18 protein-coding genes, 1 tRNA gene and 1 pseudogene are annotated in these 21,647 nt (G+C 58.1%); 13 read left to right on the forward strand and 7 right to left on the reverse strand.

Translation table 11 applies throughout. The features are described from left to right. Positions 1-19: 19 nt before the first annotated feature. The 3 genes from D7S44_RS07225 to D7S44_RS07235 form a co-directional block, all read right to left on the reverse strand. Complete coding sequence (locus tag D7S44_RS07225; protein ID WP_120453407.1) at positions 20-847, reverse strand: glycosyltransferase family 8 protein; 828 nt, start codon at positions 845-847, stop codon at positions 20-22. Positions 848-866: 19 nt separating this feature from the next. After that, entirely contained in the window at positions 867-2,249 is a 1,383-nt protein-coding gene (locus tag D7S44_RS07230) for a D-arabinono-1,4-lactone oxidase (RefSeq protein ID WP_120453409.1), read from the reverse strand. A gap of 72 nt (positions 2,250-2,321) precedes the next feature. Beyond that, positions 2,322-2,963, reverse strand: a complete 642-nt coding sequence (locus D7S44_RS07235) for a TetR/AcrR family transcriptional regulator (protein WP_120453410.1) — start codon at positions 2,961-2,963, stop codon at positions 2,322-2,324. Positions 2,964-3,216: 253 nt separating this feature from the next. Between D7S44_RS07235 and D7S44_RS23835 the strand changes: the two are divergent. After that, positions 3,217-3,450, forward strand: a pseudogene (locus D7S44_RS23835) (nitrogen assimilation transcriptional regulator NAC); the annotation flags it as partial. A 20-nt stretch (positions 3,451-3,470) separates the two neighbouring features. Here the strand turns inward: D7S44_RS23835 and lsrK are convergent. Further along, on the reverse strand, positions 3,471-5,060 hold the full coding sequence (lsrK, locus tag D7S44_RS07245; RefSeq protein ID WP_120453412.1) for an autoinducer-2 kinase: 1,590 nt from the start codon (positions 5,058-5,060) through the stop codon (positions 3,471-3,473). 67 nt (positions 5,061-5,127) lie between these two features. Beyond that, the gene (gene lsrR, locus D7S44_RS07250; RefSeq protein WP_240629439.1) at positions 5,128-6,102 is read right to left on the reverse strand and encodes a transcriptional regulator LsrR; all 975 of its coding nucleotides are present in this window, start codon (positions 6,100-6,102) and stop codon (positions 5,128-5,130) included. A 233-nt stretch (positions 6,103-6,335) separates the two neighbouring features. On the opposite strand from lsrR, the gene lsrA reads away from it, so the two are divergent. The 6 genes from lsrA to lsrG are packed head-to-tail and all read left to right on the forward strand — an operon-like array spanning position 6,336 to position 12,207. Then, entirely contained in the window at positions 6,336-7,880 is a 1,545-nt protein-coding gene (gene lsrA, locus D7S44_RS07255) for an autoinducer 2 ABC transporter ATP-binding protein LsrA (protein ID WP_120453414.1), read from the forward strand. Continuing rightward, on the forward strand, positions 7,880-8,944 hold the full coding sequence (gene lsrC / locus D7S44_RS07260) for an autoinducer 2 ABC transporter permease LsrC (RefSeq protein ID WP_120453416.1): 1,065 nt from the start codon (positions 7,880-7,882) through the stop codon (positions 8,942-8,944). The genes lsrA and lsrC overlap by 1 nt, the downstream gene beginning before the upstream one ends. Then, entirely contained in the window at positions 8,944-9,966 is a 1,023-nt protein-coding gene (lsrD, locus tag D7S44_RS07265) for an autoinducer 2 ABC transporter permease LsrD (protein WP_120453418.1), read from the forward strand. Before lsrC ends, lsrD begins: the two co-directional genes overlap by 1 nt. Positions 9,967-9,979: 13 nt before the next feature. After that, positions 9,980-10,996, forward strand: a complete 1,017-nt coding sequence (gene lsrB, locus D7S44_RS07270; protein WP_120453420.1) for an autoinducer 2 ABC transporter substrate-binding protein LsrB — start codon at positions 9,980-9,982, stop codon at positions 10,994-10,996. Positions 10,997-11,025: 29 nt separating this feature from the next. Further along, positions 11,026-11,901 carry a 3-hydroxy-5-phosphonooxypentane-2,4-dione thiolase gene (gene lsrF / locus D7S44_RS07275; protein ID WP_120453422.1) on the forward strand — a complete coding sequence of 292 codons (876 nt, stop codon included), beginning with the start codon at positions 11,026-11,028 and terminating at the stop codon, positions 11,899-11,901. A gap of 15 nt (positions 11,902-11,916) precedes the next feature. After that, entirely contained in the window at positions 11,917-12,207 is a 291-nt protein-coding gene (gene lsrG / locus D7S44_RS07280) for a (4S)-4-hydroxy-5-phosphonooxypentane-2,3-dione isomerase (protein ID WP_120453424.1), read from the forward strand. A gap of 121 nt (positions 12,208-12,328) precedes the next feature. Here lsrG and D7S44_RS07285 read toward each other — a convergent pair. Next, positions 12,329-12,404: transfer RNA gene (locus D7S44_RS07285), tRNA-Asn, on the reverse strand. Positions 12,405-12,911: 507 nt separating this feature from the next. On the opposite strand from D7S44_RS07285, the gene D7S44_RS07290 reads away from it, so the two are divergent. The 5 genes from D7S44_RS07290 (at position 12,912) to cbl (ending at position 19,310) form a co-directional block, all read left to right on the forward strand. Then, positions 12,912-13,835, forward strand: a complete 924-nt coding sequence (locus tag D7S44_RS07290) for a sugar ABC transporter substrate-binding protein (RefSeq protein ID WP_120453426.1) — start codon at positions 12,912-12,914, stop codon at positions 13,833-13,835. A 32-nt stretch (positions 13,836-13,867) separates the two neighbouring features. Continuing rightward, on the forward strand, positions 13,868-15,352 hold the full coding sequence (locus D7S44_RS07295) for a sugar ABC transporter ATP-binding protein (RefSeq protein WP_120453428.1): 1,485 nt from the start codon (positions 13,868-13,870) through the stop codon (positions 15,350-15,352). 23 nt (positions 15,353-15,375) lie between these two features. Beyond that, positions 15,376-16,398 (forward strand): ABC transporter permease, encoded by a 1,023-nt coding sequence (locus D7S44_RS07300; RefSeq protein WP_179256400.1) that lies wholly within the window; start codon positions 15,376-15,378, stop codon positions 16,396-16,398. Between the two features lie 379 nt (positions 16,399-16,777). After that, positions 16,778-17,695: a nitrogen assimilation transcriptional regulator NAC gene (gene nac / locus D7S44_RS07305; protein ID WP_120453432.1), complete on the forward strand. Its 918-nt coding sequence runs from the start codon at positions 16,778-16,780 to the stop codon at positions 17,693-17,695. Positions 17,696-18,350: 655 nt separating this feature from the next. Beyond that, positions 18,351-19,310 carry an HTH-type transcriptional regulator Cbl gene (gene cbl / locus D7S44_RS07315; protein WP_120453436.1) on the forward strand — a complete coding sequence of 320 codons (960 nt, stop codon included), beginning with the start codon at positions 18,351-18,353 and terminating at the stop codon, positions 19,308-19,310. On the opposite strand, the gene D7S44_RS07320 is transcribed toward cbl, so the two are convergent. Further along, a complete protein-coding gene (locus tag D7S44_RS07320; RefSeq protein ID WP_120453438.1) occupies positions 19,307-19,972 on the reverse strand; it encodes an O-methyltransferase in 666 nt (221 codons plus the stop codon). The two genes, cbl and D7S44_RS07320, sit on opposite strands and share 4 nt — an antisense overlap. Before the next feature lie 162 nt (positions 19,973-20,134). Between D7S44_RS07320 and D7S44_RS07325 the strand changes: the two genes are divergently transcribed. After that, entirely contained in the window at positions 20,135-21,595 is a 1,461-nt protein-coding gene (locus D7S44_RS07325) for an NAD-dependent succinate-semialdehyde dehydrogenase (protein ID WP_120453440.1), read from the forward strand. The last annotated feature ends 52 nt before the right edge of the window (positions 21,596-21,647 follow it).

Genomic DNA, 21,647 nt, shown 5'->3' on the forward strand with positions numbered 1-21,647 from the left:
CCGCGCGCCAGAATTTTCCTCAACCCGTAGCCTTCTCCCACCAGAGCTTATCCAGCGCATAGTAGCGGTCGCGCTCGCTCTCCGGCTGCTGCAAATCGCGCTTCCACGGCTTCGCCAGAATATAGTGCAGGTTCTTCACCTCGCGCGCATTCCACATCCGGCTGTGCTGAAACGGCAGCGTTTTCAGCGCGTTGTAGATATAGGGAAGCGGCTGCCAGCGGCCAGCGAACGCCTCGTTCAGCAGATCCTGTTCGGAGAACGGGTAGGCCTTCAGATCCTCGATCGCCGCAATACGATCCGCCAGCTGCTCATAGACAGCGTTATCCGGCTTCAGCACCAGAAAGCCGCCGTTCAGGTAGTTATCCAGCGACGCGGGCGCGGGCTGGTTGCGATCCTGCCAGGTATAGTGACAGTTTTCCGGCTGCCAGCTGGCGGGATAGGAGGCGATCTGGTTAGGGTTGCAGCGACAGGCGTGGCAGGCCGCCAGTTGATTGTCGCCAAAATCGAGCGTGAACAGCTCATCCATATTGCGCAGCACCAGCATATCAGCATCAAGAAACACCACGCGCTCATAAGCGGTCAGCTGCCAGGCGCGCAGCTTGGTCCATACTTCGCCGAACTGCGCTGACGCGTAGTGCTGTTCCAGCTCGCGGTTGGGATAGATCGGATCGACCTGCTGCACCACACAGCCTTCCGCCTGAAGCGCGGCGCGATCCGCCTGGGGGATCGCCTCGGTAGCCATCACCACCAGCGGCCAGCGCGTGTTGCTCTGCTTCAGTGAACGGTGCAGTGCCTTTACGCCCACCAGATAATCGGGCTGCGTCAGCAGCGTTACCCATGCATACATGGTTCTCTCCCTGTAAAAGTCAGTCAAAAAGCGCGGTCAGATAGCGGTTGCTGAAGCGGCGTTGCGGGTCCAGTTCGCGGCTCAGCGCGCGGAAATCGTCCCAGTGCGGATAAACTTCGCGCCAGACGTAGCGCCCGGCGTCGTAATATTTGCCCCAGTGCGGCCGGCCGCCTTCCTCCGCCAGCAGTTTTTCCACTTCGGTGAGAAAGTGCAGGCCGTCCTGCGACAGCGAACCGTCATCGGCGTAATAGACCACAAAACCAAAGAAGCAGGTTGGCTCGCCGTAAGCGGGACTGAGCCAGGCTTCGGACGCGCCGGTGCAGCGCAGGATAATCGGATAGTGCATATGGGGGCGGTTAGCGGCGTACCAGCGTTTGATTTTGCCGATCGCGGCGGGTGTACGCGCCAGCGGGATGCCGATCTCTACGTTGATCTGCGGCACCGCGATGCCGCGGCAGAATAGCTGGTAGATATCGCCGGTGACGTCGGTAAAGTCGCGAAATCGAGTGACGGTGCGGAACTGTTTGCCGCCTTTGCCGTGGATCTGCGTATCGCGATGCATCTGCTCCAGCGTCTGGTCGATGGTGCTGTTCAGGCTGTCATCGCCTTGATCGTCGTGCTTCACCACTTCGCGGCCGTTCGCTTGCCACTCTGCGGTTTCCTGCGCGTCTGCTTCGCGGGCGTTCCAGACGTGCATCAGATTGTCATCGACGAACCACCATGCCTTGCTCAGCGCATACTCTTCGTTCCAGCGCAGCAGATCCTGCTCAAGGTTGTCCGCCGTCACGGCGTTTTTATAACAGGTGTAGATGCGGAAGGGCTGGGTGCGCAGCGTCACGGCAGTGACAATGCCAAGCGCGCCAAGGGTGACCTGCGCGGCGGGGAAGTCAGGCTCGCCGCGCGTAAACTCGCGCACCGAACCGTCGGCCAGCACCATGCGAATGCGCAGCGCTTCGTCCGCCAGCGAGCTTTGGTGCAGGCCCTGGCCGTGGGTGCCGGTCGCCATCGCGCCCGCCAGCTTTTGCACCGCAATCACGCCAGGCGACGCGGCCAGCATGCGATCCATTGCGGTCAGCCGGATATAAAGGTCGTTGAGCGTGGTGCCCGCCGCCACGGTGACGCTCTGCTCATCCTGTGCCAGCAGACCGGAAAGGGCGCTGATATCTACCAGCACGTCATCCTCTCCGACGTCCAGCATACGGCCTGGCGACAAACGACTGCCCACCACGCGCACGCGGCCCTGCGTGCCGCGCAAAAGCTGTTGCAGCTCCGCTTCGCTGCGCGGTTGATGCAGCTGCCGACGGCTGCCGATGCGGGCGTTTTGCGCCCAGTTCCACAGCGACTCATCCTGGTCGCTGAGGGTAGTGTTGCGAAGGGGATAGCGTTCGACGTCTCTGCTCACGACTACATTCCTGTGTTGAGATCGGTGAATTTCGTCCGTTAAGCGTAGCCCATCGCAGCGTTGTCGCTTCCCTTAAGCCGGTTTACGGATGTAACGCAGCGTCGCCGTCACCGCCAGCTGTCGATTGCGGCGGATACTCTCCTCTTCGCTGTTATCCGGGCTGAAGAGCGCGTTAAAGGTGTAGCGGTTGGAGACGTGATGCACGCAGATGCTGCTAATCAGGCGGTGAACGTCGATGGTTTCGACCTCACGAATAAAGATGCCCTGCTGCTGGCCGCGCGTCAGGATATCGTCCAGCAGGTCGAGGGCGCTGCGGTTCAGCGCCTTGATGCGCGGCGACTGGCTGATATAGCGGCCGCGCAGCAGGTTTTCCGTGCAGACCAGCCGCATAAAATCGGGATGCGAGACGTGGTAGTCGAAGCTGGCTTCCACCAGTTTGCTCATCGCCAGCTCAGGCTCCATCGCCGCCAGGTTCAGGCCGGTCTCATGCTCGCGGATCGCCTGATAGACCTGTTCAAGCACCTCGATATAGAGCTTCTCTTTGGTGCCGAAATGGTAAACCACCATGCGTTTGGTGGTCTGCGCATTTTCGGCGATCTGCTCCAGACGCGCGCCCTGCATGCCATACTCGGCAAAAGTCGTCAGGGCGCCAGCGATAATGCGTTTTTTCAGCCCTTCAGGATCGTTTTTTCGTTTTGGTGTGGTATCTGACATAGCGTTCAGTAACAAGGAAAATTCAGCCGCTATGGTATCACAGCGCGACAGCCGGGCATTTGCAGATCCAGGGGAAATGGTAAGGCGAGGGTTTCAAAGAGTGAGCTGTTATTACACCGGCGAGAATGCTGGCGCGGCGGGTTATTCGCAGTATTGCCCCAAAAACCAAAAGCCCGCTCGGGTTTCGCTGAGCGGGCTTTTTAAATCTGGCTCCTCTGACTGGGATCGCCTTTGCCGGTAACGGCAATAACCGGCAGCTGTTTTACATATCGTGCAGCCTGCGTTGCGTCAGTAACTGGCGACGCTGGAAGGGGAGCAGCGATGATTAGTCCGCACTGAGACGCCGACCGAGGCCGGAAATATTCTTTATATGCACGCCCAGACGGTTTTACGTCAGTGTGAGCAGGCGCGCCGCGCTCTGAACTGCGCCGGTCAGGCGCTCAGCGGGCAAGTGACCCTCGGTCTGTCCCTCGGCAGCAGCGCAGCGCCCGACGTGGCCGCCAACTGTTACAACCCGGGTGCTTTCCACATCGACGTTGTTAACACCCTGTCTACTAACCCAAGTTGGTCTGAGTAAACGGCCTGCCAGTTACTCTTCTGCAGCAGATAAATTTCATGATTCGCCGCGTCGGGTTGATACTCTCGCTCCCAACGCACTAAGGATTCCCCGGTTTCGGCGAGGGTGGAATAGACACCCGCCGCGACGCCTGCGGCAATCGCGCAGCCCAGGGCAGTGGCTTCTTTCACCACCGGCACTTTTACCGGAATGCCGGTCACGTCACTGAGGATCTGGCACCACAACTTTCCTTTCGAGCCACCACCCGCGAACACAAGCGACCTGGCGCGGACGCCGGAGAACTCGGCAATCAAGTCCAGGTTGCAGGCTGAGACAATCGCGGCGTTTTCCTCCAGGGCGCGGAACAGGGTTTGCTTATTGCAGCGTTCAGGATCAATCGACAAATTGATAAAAGAAGGCGCGGCGTGATACCAGGTTTTGAAATGCATCGCATCGGAGAAAATCGGTGTGATGCCCCATGAGCCGACTGGCACGCGGGCAGCCATATCCTCCAACAGCGAGTAGGTGTCGACCCCCAGACGCTGGGAGAGCAGCTTTTCTTCGGAGCAGAAGGCGTCGCGGAACCAGCGCATGGTCAGGCCAGTGAAAAAGCTGATCGACTCGGCTTGCGCCATGCCGGGGATGACATGTGGATTGATGCGGATGTTCATTTCCGGATCGGTGACGGGCTTTGGCAGGTTAACCACTTGCTGCCAGAAGGTGCCGCCCAGCACGGCGGTCTGCCCGGCGCACACCACGCCCAGCCCCAGCGTGCCAAGCTGTACATCGCCGCCGCCCATGCCCACGGGCGTACCAGCCTGTAAACCGCTGGCTTCTGCTGCTCTGGCTGTGACGGAGCCCAGCCGGGTGCCGGTTTCGGCTACTGGAGAGAGCATATCGGCGCGTAGACCGGCCATGTCGAGCAGCTCTGGGCGCCAGTTGCGGGTGGCGAGGTCTAACATGCCGGTGGTGCCTGCGTTAGAGGGGGCTACCGCCAGCTCGCCACTCAGCATAAAGGCCAGCCAGTCGCTAATCATGGTGACGGTGGCAGCCTGACGATAAATATCCGGGCGATGATGCGCCAGCCACAGCAGGCGCGGCATGGCGCTTAGCGCCAGCGTCTGGCCGGAGCATTCATACACTTCGCGCTCGAATTCAAAGTCGTGAATTTCCTTTAGCTCGGAGACTTCGCGACTGGCGCGAGCATCAACGTTGGCACAGGCCCAGATGGGTTCACCGGCTTTATTATAGAGAACGATGCCTTCGCGCATTGAACAGGCGGCAACGGCGCGAATACTTGAGGCGGGGAGTTGTGCTTCATGCAGGGCCTGGCGAATGCACTGGCAGGCCAACTGCCAGTTCTTGCTCAAATCAAACTCCATCGAACCGGGCACGTCCGGCACCGCCAGATGGATCCACTCGGCCTGTCCCGCGGCTATCTGCTCACCTTCGAGATTGAAAATCACCGCGCGGATACTGCCCGTGCCGGCATCCAGTGCCATCAAATAAGCATCGTTTTTTGTTGCAGATGATGTGCTCATAGTCCGCCTCTCATAACGGTTTTTATCCATACCCGTTACCGTCGCCACGCAGAACACATCTTGCGCGTTAATCGAGTAGCGCCAGCATCGCCTGCGCCGTGCTCTCTTCGGTAACCAGTGCGTTGATTCGTTTACCTTTCAGCGCCGCGATAATCGCCTCGGCTTTTTCCACCCCGGCGGCGACGCCCAACACGGTGGGAATATTGGCTAAATCATCTGGCGAGACGGCAATCAGCTCGTCGTGGATCGTCATGTTCTCCGCCAGCTCGCCGTTGCGCTGCATGAAGTAGCCGAGAATGTCGCCGACCGCGCCTTTGCGGCCAAAAATCAGTTGTTCGCCTTCGCTGATATAGCCCGAGCGCAGGATCGTCGCGTCGTGCTTCTGGTTCAGTGAGCCAATGCCGACGATGGCAATGTCTGCCGCGCAGGCCGCCAGCATCACGTCATGCACGCTGCGCTCCTGGCGGAAAATCGCCGCGACGCTGGCGGACGAGGCCCGCAGTGGTGCGGGGATAATGCTTACGCCACAGGCCGCGTCGAGCTGGCCGATGCCGGTCATATAAGGCCCGACGCCGCCGGACAGCGTCACCATGCGAATCTGCTGCGAGCTGATAAACCCACTCAGATGCTGCAGGGTGCTCATCGCCGTTTCGCCAAAACCCACCGCCAGCAGCTGATCGGGCTTGAGCAAGGTCATCAGCATATGCGCGGCACCCACGCCCAAACGGCTGCTCAAAACGCCTTCCGACAAGTGCGGTAACACGCGGATATGCTGCAAATCAAAGCGATCCAGTAAGGTGTTTTCCAGCGCCAGACACCCCTCAAAGCGCGAGTTAATCTGCACGCGGATCACCCCAGACTGGCGGCCTTTTTCCAGCAAGCGTGAGACTTTCAGGCGCGTCAGCCCCAGCCGGTCACCGATCTCATTTTGGGTCAGGCCGTCGTGGTAATAGAACCACGCGGTGCGAGCCAACAGCTCTTCTTCGCCCATGCCATATTCCATTGGGATAGTCAGGTTGGACTGGTTTGCTTTGTCATTCATATTGAACACTTATCAAAATATAGATCAATTGTTCGTTAACGAAATGATGTTAACTGTGATGGGCATGGCAAATCGTGAAGGATTCCCGTGTGAATCATATCGCAGAATATAGGGATTAAACAAACCGTGATCGCTGTTCAGGTTTTATCCACCGCTGCAGACTAGTCTTTTGAACAATATTAAATGGTAAATACATTTGTTCATTGAGTGTGTTTTTAATCAGAGGTCGCTTCATGCACACAGACTCTCTTAACGCGTTATTACACGTTTCCGGTGTCAGCAAAGGCTTTTCCGGCGTGGCGGTACTTAAAAATATCGACTTTACCCTGCACGGCGGAGAGATCCACGCGCTGCTGGGAGGCAATGGCGCGGGAAAATCCACTTTGATGAAAATCATCGCCGGGGTCGAGGTGGCGGACAGCGGAACGCTGTGGCTGAACGGTAAAGTGCACACCGGTATGACGCCCGCCAGGGCCCATCAGGCAGGGATCTATCTGGTGCCGCAGGAGCCGATGCTCTTCCCCAGTCTGACGGTAAAGGAGAACATCTTGTTCCGTTTGCCCGCCCATCAGGCCAGTGCTGACAAGCTGAAACAGCGTCTTGACCAGTTGGGCTGCACCTTACCCCTCGGCGCGCTGGCGGGGACGCTGGAAGTCGCCGACCAGCAGCTGGTAGAGATTCTGCGCGGGCTTATGCGCGACGCGCGGCTGCTGATCCTTGATGAACCTACGGCGTCGCTGACTCCTGCTGAATCCGCGCGGCTGTTTACTCAGGTTAAAAAGCTGGCTGCGCAGGGCGTCGGCGTGGTGTTTATCTCTCACAAGCTGCCTGAAATTCGCCAGATTGCCGACCGCGTCAGCGTGATGCGTGACGGCAAGATGGCCCTCAGCGGCGCACTGAGCGAGCTTGATAACGACCAGCTGATTCAGGCCATTACCCCGCAGGCGGCCGAAACGGCGCTGCCCGCCGAACAGAAGCTATGGCTGGATCTGCCCGGTTCGCGCCGTAATGGCGCAGCCGGTACGCCAGTGCTACAGGTGGAAAATCTCACCGGCGAGGGCTTTATCGATATTTCCCTGACGGTGAATGCCGGAGAAATCGTCGGGCTGGCCGGCGTGGTGGGGGCCGGGCGCACCGAGCTGGCGGAAACGCTGTATGGCCTGCGCGCCGCACGGGCCGGGCAGGTGTGGCTGGCGGGGCGCGATATCACTTCGCTCAATACCCTGGCCCGACTGGAACAGGGACTGGTCTACCTGCCCGAAGATCGCCAGGCCTCCGGCTTATATCTTGACGCGTCGCTGTCATGGAACACCACTTCGCTGACCTTTAACCGCACCGGCTGGTGGCTTAACCCCAAACGTGAGGCCGCCGTGCTCGAGCGCTACCACCGCGCGCTTGGCATCAAATATTCTCACGGCGACCAGCACGCCCGCACGCTGTCCGGCGGTAATCAACAAAAACTGCTGATTGCCAAGTGTCTTGAAGCTGGCCCCGCGCTGCTGATTGTCGATGAGCCAACCCGTGGCGTGGACGTTTCTGCCCGCGCCGACATCTACCAGCTGCTGCAAAGCGTGGTGAAACAAAATGTCGCTGTGCTGCTGATTTCTTCCGACCTGGACGAGATAGAAGAGCTGGCGGACCGGGTCTTTGTCATGCATCAGGGGGAGATGAGCGGCGAGCTGCGCGGTGGCGATATTAACGTTAACGGCATCATGCATATCGCCTTCGGCAATGCGCACCAACCCGCCCCTGTCAACGCTTTAGAGGGAGAAGCCTGATGCTGAGACTGATTCAGAATAACCGTGAGCTGACCGCGCTACTGGCGATTATCGCGTTGTTCGGCCTGCTCGGCGCGATGGACAGCCACTCCTTTAGCTTCCAGACGCTGGGGATGATTTTCGGCAGTGCGCAGATCCTGATGCTGCTGGCTATGGGTGCCACGTTAGTGATGCTGACCCGCAATATCGACGTGTCGGTGGGGTCGATAACCGGGCTGTGCGCCGTGTCGCTGGGCATCTTGCTCAATAGCGGTCTTGCTTTGCCGCTGGCCTGCCTGGCGACGCTGGCGGTAGGGATCGCGGCGGGCTTATTCAACGGCGTGCTGGTGACGTGGCTGCGTATTCCGGCGATTGTCGCCACCCTCGGCACTCTGGGTTTATACCGCGGATTGATGCTGCTGCTGACCGGCGGCAAGTGGATTGAGGGGCTACCTGCTGACTTAAAAGCTCTTTCTACGCCGCTGGTGCTGGGCATTTCTCCTCTCGGGCTGCTGGTGATTGTTCTGTTGTTAGTGATGTTCTGGGTGCTGTCGCGCACGCCTTTTGGCCGCAGCTTTTACGCCGTCGGAGACAATCTACAGGGCGCGCGCCAGCTCGGCGTGCCGGTGAACCGCATACGTATTCTGGCTTTTGGCATTAATGGCTCGATGGCGGCGCTGGCCGGGATTGTCTTCGCGTCGCAGATTGGATTTGTCCCGAACCAAACCGGCAGCGGGCTGGAAATGAAAGCCATTGCTGCCTGCGTGCTGGGGGGAATCAGCCTGCTTGGCGGCACCGGCAGCCTTGTTGGCGCGGTGCTGGGGGCCTATTTCCTGACGCAAATCGACAGCGTGTTAGTGCTGCTACGCCTGCCCGCGTGGTGGAACGACTTCATCGCGGGCGTCGTGTTGCTGGCGGTACTGGTGTTTGACGGGCGTTTGCGGCAGGCACTCGACAAAAATCTGCGCCGCCAGAAGTACGCCCGTTTCCAGCCGAAAGCGGCGGGGGTGGCAAGAGCCAAAACCAAATCGTCGGAGACGCGCACTTCCCGACGTATGAACACCAATAAAAGCGGGGTGCTGTGATGAACAATCTGAAGCGTTACGGCTGGGAGGGGACATTGCTGGCCCTGCTGGTGGTGGAGATTTTACTGTTCGGCCTTACCAACCCGCGCATGCTGGACGTTAACACGCTGCTGTACAGCACCAGCGATTTTATCACCATAGGTATCGTGGCGCTGCCGCTGACAATGGTGATTGTTAGCGGCGGCATCGATATTTCATTCGGTTCAACCATCGGCCTGTGCGCCATTGCGCTCGGCGTGCTGTGCCAGGCGGGCGTGCCTCTGCCGCTGGCGATTGGCCTGACGCTGGCGCTTGGCACTGCCTGTGGCCTGCTCAATGCCACGCTGATCCTCTATACCGGCGTGAATCCGCTGGTGATCACCCTCGGCACGTTATACCTGTTTGGCGGCAGCGCGCTGCTCCTCTCCGGACTGGCAGGCGCGACAGGCTTTGAAGGGATCGGCGGCTTCCCGGCGGCCTTTACTGACTTCGCTAACCAGGTGCTGCTGGGCCTGCCAATGCCGCTGCTGATTTTTCTTTTAGCGACGCTGTTCTTCTGGGGCTTGATGCACCGCACGCGTACCGGCCGCAATGTGTTTCTGATTGGGCAAAATGCCCGCGTGGCGCGCTATGGCGCACTGCCAGTCAGCCGCACCTTATTCGTGCTTTATGGCATGACCGGGCTGGCCTCGGCAGCGGCGGCAATAGTCATGACATCCTACTTCGGCTCGGCGCGCTCGGATCTTGGCGTCTCCTTACTCATGCCTGCCATCACCGCGGTGGTGCTTGGCGGCGCGAATATTTATGGCGGTTCTGGCTCGGTGCTCGGCACGGCGCTGGCGACCTTGCTGATTGGCTATTTGCAACAAGGGCTGCAGATGATCGGCATTTCCAGTCAGGTTTCCAGCGCATTCTCCGGCGCGCTGCTGATTCTGGTAGTGATTGGCCGTTCAGCCAGCCTCAACCGTGGCCTGCTTCGCAGTGTTTTCCAGCGCTATTACCGCCGCTGGTCTGCGCCTTCTGCTTCTCTGACCTCGAAATAATGTGGAGTGAATGATGAAAATAACCGCGTGGAAAACCCTGTTCGCTGTCAGTGCATTAGCTTTGGTTTGTGCCAGTGTACAGGCGGCCGATCGCATAGCCTTTATCCCGAAACTGGTGGGGGTCGGTTACTTCACCAGCGGCGGCAATGGGGCAATGGCGGCGGGAAAAGAGCTGGGTGTCGATGTGACCTACGACGGCCCGACGGAGCCAAGCGTGTCGGGGCAGGTGCAGATGATCAACAACTTCGTTAATCAGGGTTATGGCGCCATTGTCGTGGCGGCAGTCTCCCCAGACGGCCTGTGCCCGGCCTTGAAACGCGCCATGCAGCGTGGGGTGAAAGTCCTGACCTGGGACTCGGACACCAGGCCCGACTGCCGCTCGATTTACATCAATCAGGGCACGCCGCAGCAGTTGGGTTCCATGCTGGTGGATATGACTGCCAGCCAGGTCACTAAAGAGAAAGCCAAAGTGGCGTTTTTTTACTCCAGCCCCACGGTAACTGACCAGAACCAGTGGGTGAAAGAGGCAAAAGCCAGCATCGCCAAAGCGCATCCAGAGTGGGAAATCGTCACCACGCAGTATGGCTATAACGATGCCACCAGGTCGCTGCAAACCGCCGAGGGCATTATGAAGTCGTGGAATGACCTCGACGCCATCATCGCGCCAGACGCTAATGCTTTGCCAGCGGCGGCGCAGGCAGCGGAAAACCTCGGGCGCAAGGATATCGCCATCGTCGGCTTTAGCACACCAAACGTCATGCGACCCTATGTCGAGCGCGGGACAGTGAAACAGTTCGGCCTGTGGGACGTGGTCGCGCAGGGCAAGATTTCAGTTTATGTCGCCGAACAGCTGCTGAAAAAGGGCGAGCTAAACGTGGGCGACAAGCTGGATGTGCCGAAAATCGGCCAGGTTGGCGTCTCACCAAACAGCGTGCAGGGCTACCAGTATGAAGCCAGGGGTAACGGCATTGTTCTGCTGCCGGAGCGCGTGGTGTTCACCAAAGACAATATCGGTAAATACGATTTTTGACATTAACGTCAAGGTAAGGGGAGCTTGAGATGGCTGATCTAGACGACATCAAAGACGGGAAGAATTTTGGTATTGGTACGCCGCAAAGCAACCGCGCGTTCTTTCTCAAGGGAAGTGGGGCGCTGGACTGGGGGATGCAGTCACGGCTGGCACGCATTTTCAATCCGGCCTCCGGGCGCACCGTCATGCTGGCGTTCGACCACGGCTATTTTCAGGGGCCAACCACCGGCCTGGAGCGGATCGATCTCAATATCGCGCCGCTGTTTGAATACACCGACGTGTTGATGTGTACGCGCGGTATTCTGCGCAGCGTGGTGCCCGCCGCCGTCAATAAACCTGTGGTGCTACGGGCCTCAGGAGGTAACTCGATTCTGACCGAGCTGTCGAATGAAACGGTTGCTGTAGCGATTGAAGACGCGCTGCGCCTGAATGTGTCAGCCATGGCCGCGCAGGTGTATATCGGCAGCGAGCACGAGCATCAGTCGATCAAAAACATTATTCAACTGGTGGATCAAGGCACCCGCTACGGCATGCCAACCATGGCGGTGACCGGCGTGGGGAAAGATATGGTGCGCGATCAGCGTTACTTCTCATTGGCAACCCGCATTGCCGCCGAGATGGGGGCGCACATCATCAAAACGTACTATGTGGACAGCGGCTTCGAGCGCGTCGCCGCAGGCTGCCCGGTGCCGATTGTTATCGCTGGTGGCAAGAAACTGCCCGAACGCGAGGCGCTGAAGATGTGCTTTCAGGCAATCGATCAGGGGGCGTCGGGCGTGGATATGGGGCGCAACATCTTCCAGTCCGAATCGCCGATTGCCATGCTGAAAGCGGTACAGGCCGTGGTGCACGACAACGCCAGCGTAGATCATGCCTACCAGCTGTTTCTCGACCACACATGCTGAGCCAGAGGAGGCGTTATGGAAGTCACTCTCGTAGAAATTAATGTCAAAGCCGATAAGGTCGATGAGTTTCTGAACGTGTTTCGCGAAAACCATTTAGGTGCAATTAAAGAACCAGGCAATCTGCGATTTGATGTGCTGCAAGACGAACAGGAGCCTACCAGGTTTTACATCTATGAGGCTTATGCCGATAGTGACGCCGTCGCCGCGCACAAGAAAACGCCACATTATCTTAAGTGCGTCGAGGCGCTGGAGGAAATCATGACTGGCCCCAGGAAAAAAACCAGTTTTAAAGGGATCTATCCCTAAAGACAGCCTTTACTTCCTCTGTTAACAGAATGTATGCCCGTAAGCATGAGAGTATTCACACCCAGTCAAAATCAAAAAACCAAAAGCCCGCTCAGGTTTCCCTGAGCGGGCTTTTTAAATCTGGCTCCTCTGACTGGACTCGAACCAGTGACATACGGATTAACAGTCCGCCGTTCTACCGACTGAACTACAGAGGAATCGTTGGAACGGGGCGAATATTAGCGACGCCGTTGTGGCTTGTCAAAGCACGATTTCATTTTTCCCGACTGAACGCTCGCAAAAGCAGCGGTTTGCCGCTTTTTCAACAAATTCGGCGAGATTTCAAACTGCTAACAGGATCTCACTTTAAACGCATTTCCCTGCAGATGTTAGATACGTGTCAAAGTTTTGTTATTTGTCGATGTTAAAACAACTGTTTCAGTGCTTTTATGATAAAAATTTCAAAAGCAATATTAATGGAATAAATAAACTGCTTATTATCACCGCCGGAATGAATCAGCAAAACTGGAACGTGATTTTAAAATTAATTCCTGCGGAAACAAGCAATTGTAAAAAGGAGGAGTGAGTCACAAAAAAGCGCGATCGTCCAGGCCCCACCTCTGTAAACAGATTTGAAACCGCCAGCAACGTTGAGTGAATGTAAAAGATATTTTTCATTCGCGGTATCAGCGGCGTCGGCAAGTTAACGACAATAAGGGTTACTCATGAACATCAAAAAAACACTCGCTGTCACACTGTTAGCCTGCATGTTGCCCGCCGCCGCGATGGCGAAAGATCTTTCGGTCGGCGTATCGATGGCGTTGTTCGACGACAACTTCCTCACCATTCTGCGTACCGCGATGCAAAAAGAGATGCAAAAAGAGGGCGTTCAGGGGCAGATGGAAGACGCCAAAGGCGATGTCTCCCAGCAGCTGCAGCAGGTGCAGAACTTTATCGGCCAGGGCGTTGACGCCATCATCGTCAACCCGGTGGATACCAACGCGGTGAAGCCGATCATGGATCAGGCCACCAAAGCGGGCATCCCGCTGATCTTTGTTAACCGTCGCCCGCAGGCGGAGCTTAGCGACAAGATGGCTTATGTCGGATCGGACTCCGAACTGGCGGGTCGTCTGCAGATGGAAGCGCTGGCGAAAGCGTTAAACGGCAAAGGCAACGTCGCCATTCTGATGGGCGATCTCGCTAACGAAGCCACGCGCGACCGCACCAAAGGCGTCGAGGCGGTTGTCGCCAAATACCCTGGCATCAAAGTCGTGCAGAAACAGACTGCAAAATTTATGCGTAACGATGCGGTAGACGTGGTGAGCAACTGGCTGACCGCAGGCGACGATATCCAGGCGATCGCCTCTAACAATGATGAGATGGCTATCGGCGCGCTGCAGGCGCTGGGCAAAAACCCCAACCATATCCTGATCGCTGGCGTGGACGGCACCCCGGACGCGCTGCAGATGCTGAAAAACGGCAAGATGGTCGCCACGGTGTTCCAGGACGCTAAAGGGCAGGGCGAGGGCGCAGTTCAGACGGCCGTTAAGCTGGCGAAGGGCGAAAAGGTACAGAAGATTATCGATATTCCTTACCAGCTGATCACGAAAGACAATATGCAGCAGTTCGTTAACCGTAATCAGAAATAACCGATCCCGACTCAGCCGTACGGAGGTGATGTATGACCGCTTTTGCGCTTGAAGCCGAAGGCATCAGCAAGTTCTTTCCCGGTGTAAAGGCACTCGACAACGTTTCGCTGCGCGTGCGTCCGGGATCGGTGCATGCCTTGATGGGCGAAAATGGCGCGGGCAAATCCACTTTAATGAAGTGCCTGATCGGGATGTACCGTCCCGATCGGGGCACCATCCGCATTAAAGGGGAGCCGGTGCAGTTTCAGGACACCATGGACGCCTTGCGTTCAGGCATTTCCATGATCCACCAGGAACTTAATCTGGTGCCCTACATGACCGTCGCAGAGAATATATGGCTGGGACGCGAGCCGATGAAATATGGCTTTGTTGATCACGGCAAGCTCAACCAGCAGACGCAGACGCTGCTCAACCAGCTTAATATCCGTCTCAAGGCCGATCGTCTGGTGGGCGAGCTGAGCATCGCCGCGCAGCAGATGGTGGAGATCGCCAAAGCGGTCTCCTGGAACGCCGATATCGTGATTATGGATGAGCCGACCTCCGCCCTGACTGAAAGCGAAGTGGCGCATCTGTTCACCATCATTCGCGACCTGCGCGCGCAGGGCAAAGCCATCATCTATATCAGCCATAAAATGGATGAGATCTTCGCCATCACCGATGAGATCAGCATCTTCCGCGACGGCAGCTGGGTCGGCAGCAATCACACCGCGCAATTTACTCGTCAGTCGCTGATCACCCAGATGGTCGGGCGCGAACTGACTCAACTCTTTCCAAAATTCAACAATTCGATTGGCGAAGAGGTGCTGACGGTGCGCAACCTCAGCAGCAAAGATCGCTTTCATGACGTCAGTTTCAGCCTGCGGCGCGGTGAAATCCTTGGCGTCGCCGGTCTGGTGGGCGCAGGGCGCAGCGAGGTAATGGAAAGCCTGTTCGGCATGGAGAGCATCGACAGCGGTGAAGTGCTGATTGACGGCGTGCCGGTCAATATCGATTCGCCTTCAACGGCGATAGAGAAGGGTATGGCGTTTTTAACCGAAGACCGCAAGAAATCGGGGCTGTTTCTCGTGCTGTCGGTGATGGAGAACATGAGCATCGTCAATATGCCGGAGTACAGCGGCAAGAGCGGCTTCGTCAGTCATATCAAGATGGCGCAGGATTGTATGGAGCAGATCCGCCGGCTGAATATCAAGACGCCGACCATGGATCAGATCATCAACAACCTGAGCGGCGGCAACCAGCAGAAGGTGCTGATCGCCCGCTGGCTGCTGGCGCAGCCCAAAATCCTGATCCTCGACGAGCCGACGCGCGGCATCGACGTCGGCGCGAAGGCGGAAATCTACCGTTTGATCTCTGAACTGGCCAACCGCGGCGTGGCAATCATCATGGTGTCGTCGGAACTGCCGGAAATTCTCGGCATGAGCGACCGCGTGATGGTTATGCATCAGGGGCGTATTACCGGCATCCTCGATAAAGAAGAGGCCGACCAGGAAACCATTTTGTCGCTGGCATCCGAGTGAGGCGCGAGACAACTATGAGCAATATCAAAGTGACTGCCACTCCGGCAGCTGAACAGACATCGTTTTTCGGCAATCTGCGGCATAAACTGCCCAAAGATACCGGCATCTTTATCGTTATGGTCGGTATCGCGCTGATTTTCGAAATAGCCGGCTGGTATGTGCGAGACCAGTCATTTCTGATGAACACCAACCGCCTGATCCTGATTGTATTGCAGGTGGCGATCATCGGCATTATCGCCGTCGGGGTCACTCAGGTCATCATTACTACCGGTATCGATCTCTCATCGGGTTCGGTGATTGCGCTGACCGCCGTGGTGGCGGCCAGCCTGGCGCAAACCTCTGACAGCCTGTCACCGATGTTTCCATCGCTGGTGAATATGCCTGCCGTGGTACCTATCGGCGCGGGCATCGGCGTGGGGCTGCTGTGCGGTATGGTCAATGGCATATTGATCACCCGCACCGGCATTCCACCCTTTATCGCTACGCTGGGCATGATGGTCTCGGCGCGTGGTCTGGCGCAGTATTACACCCAGGGTAATCCAATCAGCTTTCTTTCCGACGGCTTTACCTCCATCGGCCAGGGCGCGATGCCGGTTATTATCTTTCTTGTGGTGGCGCTGCTCTTTCATATCGCCCTGAAGCACACCCGCTACGGCAAATACGTTTACGCTATCGGCGGCAATATGACCTCGGCCAAGGTCTCCGGCATTAACGTTAATAAATATCTGATTATCGTCTATACCATCGCCGGTGCGCTCTCCGGCCTGGCGGGCGTGGTGCTGGCGGCGCGCGTCAGCAGCGGTCAGTCAAGCATGGGGATGTCTTACGAGCTGGACGCGATCGCCGCAGCGGTTATCGGCGGCAGCAGCCTGATGGGCGGCGTCGGGCGCATTACGGGCACGCTGATTGGCGCAGTGATCCTGGGCCTGATCAAGAGCGGGTTTACCTTTGTCGGCGTCGATGCTTACGTTCAGGACATTATTAAAGGCATTATTATTGTGGCCGCCGTCTCGATTGATATGCATCGCAACCGCAAAAAACGCTGATTTTTCTGCGCTCAGGCCTGCCCGCTTGTGAAAGCGGGCAGGCTTTTTTTTTAACTGGCTCCCTTTCTGCTGCATACCTCTGTTTTTCTTATCTCATCCGTTCATTTCTGCCATCCACTATATGCACGTCTGGCTCGCACAGGCTGCACCAGCGAAGTGCATCCGCCGGGCTGTCCGTTACTGCCGCGCCATTCCTGCAGCTTATTACCTCTTTATGCGTAATCAGAAAGGCTTATTTTTCGCGCTGTTAGGATTTTTCTGCATCAGGCAGGGCGCGCCTGCAGAAAAACTGGCCTGCTAATTGCAATTTGTCTGTTACCAGGCCAGCAGGCCGCATGAACAGATGTTATTGGCATTCGGGGAATGTGACGGAGGCAAGATGAACTTAAGACGACTGAAATACTTTGTGAAAATCGTCGATATTGGCAGTTTGACGCAGGCGGCTGAAGTGCTGCATATCGCGCAACCTGCGCTCAGTCAACAGGTTGCCACGCTGGAGAACGAACTGGATCAGCAGCTGTTAATTCGTACCAAGCGCGGCGTAACGCCGACCGAAGCCGGTAAAATTCTCTATGCGCATGCGCGAACGATTTTACGGCAGTGCGAGCAGGCGCAGACGGCGGTAATCAACGCCGGGCAGGCGCTCAGCGGACAGGTCTCTATCGGCATGGCGCCGGGCACGGCGGCATCATCGCTGACCATGCCGCTGCTGCAAACGGTTCGGGAGCAGCATCCGGAAATTCTGGTTTATCTGCACGAGAACAGCGGCAGTTCGCTGAATGAAAAGGTAATGAACGGCCAGCTTGATATGGCGGTGCTCTACGACCGTTCGCCGACGGCGGGCATTACCAGTATGCCGCTGATGAAAGAAGAGCTTTACCTGGTCGGCGCGACCGACTGCCCCGGCGGCTCGGTCGATCTGGCCCAGGTGGCGCAGATGAGCCTGTTTTTGCCGCGCGACTATAGTGCGGTGCGCAAGCGCGTTGACGAAGCCTTTTCGCTGCGTCGTCTGAGCGCGCGCATTATCGGCGAGATCGAATCGCTGTCGATGCTGACCGCCGCCGTCGCCAGCGGGATGGGCGTGACGGTGCTACCGGAATCTGCCGCGCGGGCGCTGGTCAGCTCAACCCAGGCCTGGATGGCGCGCATCAACAGCCCGGCGCTGCATCTGCCGCTGTCGCTGAACGTCTCGGCGCGTCTGCCGCTTTCGCCGTCCGCGCAGGCGGTGAAGGATATTTTGCTGTCGCTGCTTAACAAGCCTATGGCAGAGGAGCGCGCGCTGCTGCTGGTCAGCTAGCCTCGCTCTGGCGGCCCCACGGGGCCGCTTTTCCTGTTGTGCAGATGCCGATCCAGCTCCGCCACCCGCTTTTGGTTTCCCACACCCCACCACGAATCCCGAATCTTTTCCCATAAGCTCATTGCTACAAGCGCGAATCCAGGATTCAGACGACGCAGGTTTATCCTTAAAAGCGTCAGACAACGCAGCCATTTTTAAAAAAATGAGCAATCACAGGCGAGGGTGTGCCAGAGGCATCCGACACGCTGAGGCGCGCGCGGTCCGTAAGGCTGACGTAAGCAACGAAGGGACCGCGCGCAGCGCGGCGTGGAGGCTGCCGGAAGCCGGGATTGTTAAGGGGCTGGCGAGCCCCTTAACACGCACGCCGGCAGCGCAGCTGCTGAAACTCCTCAGCGCCTGGCGGGCGGAACCCGCTCAGAGCCAGCCGTTCGCACAGCGAACGGCAGACAAGCCACTGGTGGGCGAACCCGCTCAGAGCCATTCGCGCAGCGAACGCCTGCCCGCCTGCGCAGCAGGCACCCAGGGACTCTGGCGGGGCGCCCACCCGCTACCCTATATTCCCCCTGCGCATAAGCACAAAGTTTTTATTATTTGTTGATATCAATAAACCTTCTTACCATCGGAGATAACAATTTCGTAAAGGGAGGTAAATACCGTGAATTTCCAGCAACTTAAAATTATCCGCGAGGCGGCACGCTGCGAGTTCAATCTGACGGAAGTGGCAAACACGCTATTTACCTCACAGTCAGGCGTCAGCCGTCATATCCGCGATCTGGAGGATGAGCTTGGCGTAGAGATCTTTATCCGCCGCGGCAAGCGCCTGCTGGGCATGACCGAGCCGGGCAAAGCGCTGCTGACTATCGCCGAACGCATCCTCGACGAAGCGGGAAAGGTGCGCCGTCTGGCGGACGTCTTCACTAATGAAACCAGCGGCATTCTGACCATCGCCACGACGCATACCCAGGCGCGCTACAGCCTGCCGCGCGTTATCAAGGCGTTTCGCCAGCTCTATCCCAACGTGCGGCTGGAGCTTAATCAGGGATCGCCGCAGGAGATTGTCGCCATGCTGCTGGCCGGTGAGGCGGACGTCGGCATCGCCAGCGAACTGCTGGTAAATAACCCCAGCCTGGCGGCGTTCCCCTGGTTCAGCTGGCACCATGCGCTGCTGGTGCCCAGCGATCATGAACTGGTGCAGCAGCAGCCGGTCTCGCTCAGCACCCTGAGCCGTTATCCGCTTATTACCTATCGTCAGGGCATCACCGGGCGCTCGCGCGTCGACCGCGGGTTCCAGAGCGCGGGCCTGAAGCCCGATATCGTGTTGAGCGCGCAGGATTCTGACGTGGTAAAAACCTATGTCGAACTGGGATTAGGCGTCGGCATCCTTGCCGATCAGGCGTGTGAAACCCAGCGGGAAGAGGCGCTGGTGCGCATCGATGCGCACCATCTGTTTGATGCCAATACCGTCTGGCTTGGCCTGAAGCGCGGACAGCTGCAGCGCAACTATGTCTGGCAGTTTATGGAGTTATGCAACGCCAATCTGTCGCTGGAAGAGATTAAACGTCAGGCGCTCTCCTCTCAGCGCGAAGAAGAGCCGGTTATCGACTTCCAGATCTAATCCGGCAGCGACTCGACGATGGCCAGCTGAAGGCCATCCCAGCCTTTACTGCCGACGGTTTGCAGCGCGGTGGCCGTCAGATGTGGGCTGTTGCCGACGTCGGACAGATACTGCCGCAGCCCCTGCACGTTTTCGTCTGTTGATTGCGAATCGACAATACGCCCGCCGCGCACCACGTTATCGCCGATAATCACGCTGCCGACGCGTGCCAGCTTTAGCGCCCAGCGCAGGTAGTGCGGATTATTGCGTTTATCGGCGTCAATAAAGATCATATCGAACGGCCCCTGCAGCGTCGGCAGGCTCTCCAGCGCCGCCCCCACCCGCACGTCGATTTTGTCTGCCATGCCCGCTTCGGCGAAATTTTCGCGCGCGACCTGCGCATGCTGCGGCGAAAACTCCAGCGTCACGATGCGGCCGCTCTCCGGCAGGGCGCGCGCCAGCCACAGCGTGCTGTAACCGCCCAGCGTGCCGATCTCCAGAATGCGCGAGGCGTTCATCATGCGCGCCAGCAGGTAGAGCAGCTTGCCCTGGTTGGCCGCCACGTCAATCGGCGGCAGGCCAGCGGCGGCATTGCGCGCCAGTACCGCCTCCAGCGCCGCATCCGGTTTCACCAGCGTCTGGGTGAAATAGTCATCGACTGCTCGCCACATATGATCGCTCATACTTATCTCCTTGTTTAAAAACTGAGCATAGCAGCCGCGCGGCATAAAATTTTTTTTAACTCCGCAAAACTCGCTGTTTCGGGTTTCTGCCTGGTGAGAAAAACATCCTGCGCTGAGACGACGCGATAGAGTGGAAGAAAACCGATGAAAAAGGGGAGTGAGATGTCGCGTCTTCAACTAAAAGATTCCGATCTGCTGCGCCAGCAGGCGCTGTTCGGCGGCCGCTGGCAGGATGCTCACAGCGGCGAGACCTTGCCGGTTGTCGATCCCGCCAGCCGTGAAACGCTGGCGACCATTCCGGCGCTGGGCCGCGCTGAGACGGAAGCAGCTATCGCCTGCGCCGAATCGGTGCGCATCGCCTGGGGCAAAACGCCCAACGCCAGCCGCGCCGCGCTGCTGGAGAAGTGGCATCAGCTTATCCTCGATAACGCCGACGACCTGGCGGCGATCATGACCGCCGAACAGGGCAAACCGCTCGCCGAAGCGAAGGGCGAAGTGCTGTACGGCGCGAGCTTTGTCAAATGGTTCGCCGAAGAGGCGCGCCGTATCTACGGCGATACCATTCCTGCGCCGAGCGAAGATCGCCGCATTCTGGTGCTGAAACAGCCTGTCGGCGTCGCGGCGGCCATCACGCCGTGGAATTTCCCCATCGCCATGATCACGCGAAAAGTCGCGCCTGCGCTGGCGGCAGGCTGCCCGATTATCGTCAAGCCGTCGGAGCTGACGCCGCTTTCGGCGCTGGCGTTGGCGGTGCTGGCAGAGCGCGCGGGCTTTCCCGCAGGCGTGCTGCAGGTTGTGACCGGTCTGCCCACCGAGATTGGCGCGGCGCTGACCGGCAGCCGTCTGGTGCGGAAAATCTCCTTCACCGGCTCGACGCGCGTCGGCCAGCTGCTGATGCAACAGAGCGCCGACAGCGTAAAACGCCTCAGCCTGGAGCTGGGCGGCAACGCGCCTTTTATTGTCTTCGACGACGCCGATGTCGATATCGCGGTAGCGGGCGTAATGGTCAGCAAGTTTCGCAACGCCGGGCAGACCTGCGTCTGCGCCAATCGCATTCTGGTGCAGCGCGCTATTTATGAACGCTTCGCGGCGAAGCTGCTCGACGCGGTCGCCACCCTGAAGGTGGGCGACGGCTTTGCGCCAGGCAGCACTATCGGCCCGCTGATCAACGAACGCGCGGTCGAGAAAGTTAACGGCCACATCGCAGATGCGCTTGGCCTGGGCGCGGAGCTGCTGACCGGCGGCACCAGCCACGGCAACGGCACTTACGTGCAGCCCACGGTGCTCGGCAAGGTTACGGCACAGATGCGTATCGCTCATGAAGAGACGTTCGGTCCGGTCGCGCCGCTGTTTATCTTTGACGAAGAGGAGGAGGCGGTCGCGATGGCCAACGATACGCCCTATGGTCTGGGCGCCTATTTCTTTACCGAAAATATTCGTCGCGCATGGCGCGTCGCCGAAGCGCTGGAATTTGGCATGGTCGGCTTTAATACCGGCGCGATCTCATTAGAAGTCGCGCCATTCGGCGGCGTAAAATTATCGGGAATTGGCCGGGAAGGATCGCGCTATGGCATTGAAGAATATCTGGAACAGAAAGCCTTCCATATTGGCAGCCTGAATTAATCCTTCGGCCTTTTTTTAATATCCTGTAAAGAGCGTTTGTCGCATAAGCGGC

The sequence above is a fragment of the Pantoea piersonii genome, from assembly GCF_003612015.1.
In the GTDB taxonomy this organism is placed as follows: Bacteria; Pseudomonadota; Gammaproteobacteria; order Enterobacterales; family Enterobacteriaceae; genus Pantoea; species Pantoea piersonii.

Bases quoted from the DNA above. Each gene is read 5' to 3' on its own strand.
- D7S44_RS07225 (WP_120453407.1), bottom strand. From the start codon at position 847: ATGTATGCATGGGTAACGCTGCTGACGCAGCCCGATTATCTGGTGGGC.
- D7S44_RS07235 (WP_120453410.1), bottom strand. From the start codon at position 2,963: ATGTCAGATACCACACCAAAACGAAAAAACGATCCTGAAGGGCTGAAA.
- lsrK (WP_120453412.1), bottom strand. From the start codon at position 5,060: ATGAGCACATCATCTGCAACAAAAAACGATGCTTATTTGATGGCACTG.
- lsrR (WP_240629439.1), bottom strand. From the start codon at position 6,102: ATGAATGACAAAGCAAACCAGTCCAACCTGACTATCCCAATGGAATAT.
- lsrA (WP_120453414.1), top strand. From the start codon at position 6,336: ATGCACACAGACTCTCTTAACGCGTTATTACACGTTTCCGGTGTCAGC.
- lsrC (WP_120453416.1), top strand. From the start codon at position 7,880: ATGCTGAGACTGATTCAGAATAACCGTGAGCTGACCGCGCTACTGGCG.
- lsrD (WP_120453418.1), top strand. From the start codon at position 8,944: ATGAACAATCTGAAGCGTTACGGCTGGGAGGGGACATTGCTGGCCCTG.
- lsrB (WP_120453420.1), top strand. From the start codon at position 9,980: ATGAAAATAACCGCGTGGAAAACCCTGTTCGCTGTCAGTGCATTAGCT.
- lsrF (WP_120453422.1), top strand. From the start codon at position 11,026: ATGGCTGATCTAGACGACATCAAAGACGGGAAGAATTTTGGTATTGGT.
- lsrG (WP_120453424.1), top strand. From the start codon at position 11,917: ATGGAAGTCACTCTCGTAGAAATTAATGTCAAAGCCGATAAGGTCGAT.
- D7S44_RS07290 (WP_120453426.1), top strand. From the start codon at position 12,912: ATGAACATCAAAAAAACACTCGCTGTCACACTGTTAGCCTGCATGTTG.
- D7S44_RS07295 (WP_120453428.1), top strand. From the start codon at position 13,868: ATGACCGCTTTTGCGCTTGAAGCCGAAGGCATCAGCAAGTTCTTTCCC.
- nac (WP_120453432.1), top strand. From the start codon at position 16,778: ATGAACTTAAGACGACTGAAATACTTTGTGAAAATCGTCGATATTGGC.
- D7S44_RS07320 (WP_120453438.1), bottom strand. From the start codon at position 19,972: ATGAGCGATCATATGTGGCGAGCAGTCGATGACTATTTCACCCAGACG.
- D7S44_RS07325 (WP_120453440.1), top strand. From the start codon at position 20,135: ATGTCGCGTCTTCAACTAAAAGATTCCGATCTGCTGCGCCAGCAGGCG.